The organism is Shewanella sp. 11B5 (genome assembly GCF_002836795.1).
GTDB classification, from domain to species: Bacteria; Pseudomonadota; Gammaproteobacteria; order Enterobacterales; family Shewanellaceae; genus Shewanella; species Shewanella frigidimarina.
In genome coordinates, this window is sequence record NZ_PJAP01000879.1 from 1 (window position 1) to 3,428 (window position 3,428).

General features: G+C 41.3%; 3 protein-coding genes. 1 reads left to right on the forward strand and 2 read right to left on the reverse strand.

Annotation, left to right across the window (positions count from 1 at the left end; genetic code table 11):
- Nucleotides 1–627 (reverse strand): DnaA inactivator Hda (gene hda, locus CXF78_RS17560; RefSeq protein WP_102037483.1); only part of this gene is annotated, 627 nt, incomplete at its 3' end.
- Between the two features lie 153 nt (nucleotides 628–780).
- Nucleotides 781–1,878: a DUF2066 domain-containing protein gene (locus CXF78_RS17565; protein ID WP_011637216.1), complete on the reverse strand. Its 1,098-nt coding sequence runs from the start codon at nucleotides 1,876–1,878 to the stop codon at nucleotides 781–783.
- A gap of 238 nt (nucleotides 1,879–2,116) precedes the next feature.
- Between CXF78_RS17565 and CXF78_RS17570 the strand changes: the two genes are divergently transcribed.
- A complete protein-coding gene (locus CXF78_RS17570; RefSeq protein WP_059745346.1) occupies nucleotides 2,117–3,346 on the forward strand; it encodes a uracil-xanthine permease family protein in 1,230 nt (409 codons plus the stop codon).
- Nucleotides 3,347–3,428: the final 82 nt, after the last annotated feature.

The window sequence follows — 3,428 nt, forward strand, 5'->3', positions numbered from 1 at the left end:
ATCAAACAAGGTGCGTAAATCACGCGCCATTCGCGTCAGTAAAAAGCGCCCTACTTCATCAGACAACTGTAAACCACGCATTGCCGCTCGGCGCTGCAAGGCCACAAGCTTTTCATCGTCTGCCATTGGTTGTAATTGATAGATTAATCCCCATTGCATACGAGAAACCAAATCAGGCAATAAAAAACCGGTTTCAGAAGGTGATGCCTTTCCGCTAACAATTAAACGACAATCTTGTTGCTCAGCTATACGATTATATAAATGAAAAATAGCTTCTTCCCATACAGGATGACCCGCTATGGCTTCAATATCATCAATACAAATTAACTCCAGAGACTCTAGACCTTCAAATAATGCCGGTGAAATACTGGCATGAATGCCTAGTGGGATATAGAGAGTACGACGTTCAAGGTCATTGGCAAGTGCACAAGCTGCATGCATTAAATGGGTTCGGCCTGACTTTTCTGGGCCATATACATATAAAGAAGACGCTAGATTGCCTTCAGCGCTAGCTTGAAGTTTCTGGATCAACTCATCATTACCCGAAGCAGGATAATAACTCTGAAAGGTTTCATCGTCAGGTAGATAAACGGGTAAAGATAATTGTCTTGGTGAGTTTTGTGTCACTCAGATAGGTCTCAAAATCATAAACTAACTAACGCTATTATACCTAAATCCGTCAATTATGCGAGTATCAGCGAGAAGCCAGCATAGAAAGATAACCTTGGTATAAAATTCACGCTGTACGACTAAAGTGTACAGCGCATCTGGTGATAATACTTATTGGCCCAACCATTGATAAAGTAATTTAGGCGCTGGATTGTCGGCCTTAGATTCATAAAATGACTCCACACTACCCACTGTATCTAATTGTGATAACCGGCTATCAATATTAAGCAATCTTTGCAGGTCATCTACACTACTAAATAATTCTATCGTATATGTTGCTGCATCACCCTTAAACTGACTCAGTTTAAGGGATTTTACCGCACTGAGCTGGCGAAGATATGTTTCAACATGTACCAGTTGAGTCATGTTATTTAACCCAGTAAAGCTAACTTGGGTAGCAACATCTCTGCCTGTAGAGGCTATGGCATACTGGCTAATATAATAATCGGCTAGAATGTTCATCATTCGCTTCGTGGCTTGTTGATTATCAGTCGCATCACCTTGTTGCGAAATTAACGGTTGTAACACACCATTAGTTCTATTTTTATCAAATAATTTGATGGTGTAATGAACGTTAACGCCTTGAGTATCCAAATTGGCAATAGCGAAATAATCAGCTTGATAACGGGTAGATGCGTTAGCTAGCACATCGGTAAACATTCCACGTACATCAGTGATACTGACTTGCATAACATCATCCAAATCCATTATTGGCAACAATAATGGAATGCCTTTGTTACTAGACTCTTGAGCCAACTCAGATCGAATATCGGCCGAAGAAGCATCTGCTAAAATAGACGGTTCATTATTTTCATCAACCGACATCCATAACAAGGTTAATGGGCGTTGACTGCCCCAAACAGGTAAACCTGCTTCACGTAACGTTGAAATAACCCGTTGATGGTCAAAGCTGGCTTTGAGCATCAGTTCGCCATTTTTCTCATAGTAACCATATTGAGTCAAAATGACTTCTGGGTTATTAATTTGAGCTTTAACCAATGGGTTTAATACCACACTTGGTAGACCAGAGTTTTTTAAGAAAACGGCAGCTAATGCCTCTTTAAGGGCGTTGTTTTTCACATCGTTTGCGCGTGAAGCTACCGTAATATCGGCTTCATCAAGCTTGTTCACTTCCGCAGCATGTACAAGCGTAATCGAAGTTAACGCAATTAGTGGTAACGCAATGAGATTAATTAGTTTTTTCAGCATCTGATAACATAAACGCAGCAAATATAAGTGAACAAATTATATCATAATAAAATTCTATCGAGTAATGGATAACGAAAACTCTTTTTTACTACTGCCAAATTGACCCAGTATTGTAGCCATATCAAATAACAATAATCGCTACAGCGTCCTCAAAGTTGTTATGCATATGATCGCTTTTATGTGACAATTCGCGCCGTTTAATCACACGCTAACTTTCTAAATAATGATGGAGAACAATATGAAACGCGTGTTAATTCCGCTTCAAGGCGCACAAATGCTATTTGTCGCTTTTGGTGCACTCGTGCTAATGCCGTTATTAACGGGTTTAGACACAAGTGTCGCCTTATTTACAGCCGGTTTCGGTACCCTACTGTTTCAATTAGTCACTAAACGTCAAGTCCCTGTGTTTCTCGCTTCTTCCTTTGCTTTTATCGCTCCCATTTTATATGGCGTACAAACATGGGGTATTCCAGCCACCATGGGCGGTTTAATGGCTGCTGGCGTGGTTTATATGCTACTTGGATTAACAGTGAAACTTCGTGGCACTGGATTTATACATACTTTATTGCCACCGGTTGTTGTCGGCCCAGTCATTATGATCATTGGCTTAGGCTTAGCACCTGTAGCTGTCAATATGGCATTAGGTAAAAGTGGCGATGGAAGTCTTATCATAGTAGAGCAAAATGTCGCACTAATGATTTCACTTTCGGCTTTAACGACCACCATAATCGTCGCGATTTTTGCTAAAGGATTGGTCCGATTAATGCCCATCCTAGCGGGAATTTTAGTTGGCTATGGTGTTAGCTTAGCCTTTGGGGTTGTCGATTTCACCCCTGTTACCCAAGCCGCTTGGTTAGCTATGCCAAACTTTGTTGCCCCTGAATTTAACTGGCATGCAATCCTATTTATGATCCCAGTTGCCATTGCGCCAGCGGTTGAACATATCGGCGATATTTTAGCCATCTCTAACGTGACGGGTAAAGACTATTTTAAAAAGCCTGGTTTACATCGCACCCTTACTGGCGATGGTATTGCTACGATAGCAGCATCTGCATTAGGCGGACCGCCTAACACCACTTATAGTGAAGTAACAGGAGCAGTTACACTGACCAAAAGTTTTGATCCACGGATTATGACCTGGACAGCCATTACTGCGATAACCCTCGCCTTTGTAGGTAAACTTGGCGCTATGATGCAAACCATACCTGTACCGGTAATGGGCGGTATTATGTGCTTACTGTTTGGTTCGATTGCAGCAGTTGGATTAAATACCTTAATTCGTCATCAAGTCGATTTATCTGAACCACGTAATCTTAGTATTGTTGGGGTAACGTTGGTGTTCGGTATTGGCGGAATGGCGTTTGGTATTGGCTCGTTTAGCTTAACGGGGATTAGTTTGTGCGGTATTGTCGCTATTTTGATGAACTTGATTTTACCTGCGGTGAAAAAACCACAAGCTGAAAAGTAACTTTCTGTAACCGCATGCAGCAACACTGCTTTGTAAGTGCTCGTTTTAATACGATATAAAAAAGCCCCAACAGCCTTTAGCT

Bases quoted from the DNA above. Each gene is read 5' to 3' on its own strand.
- CXF78_RS17565 (WP_011637216.1), bottom strand. From the start codon at position 1,878: ATGCTGAAAAAACTAATTAATCTCATTGCGTTACCACTAATTGCGTTA.
- CXF78_RS17570 (WP_059745346.1), top strand. From the start codon at position 2,117: ATGAAACGCGTGTTAATTCCGCTTCAAGGCGCACAAATGCTATTTGTC.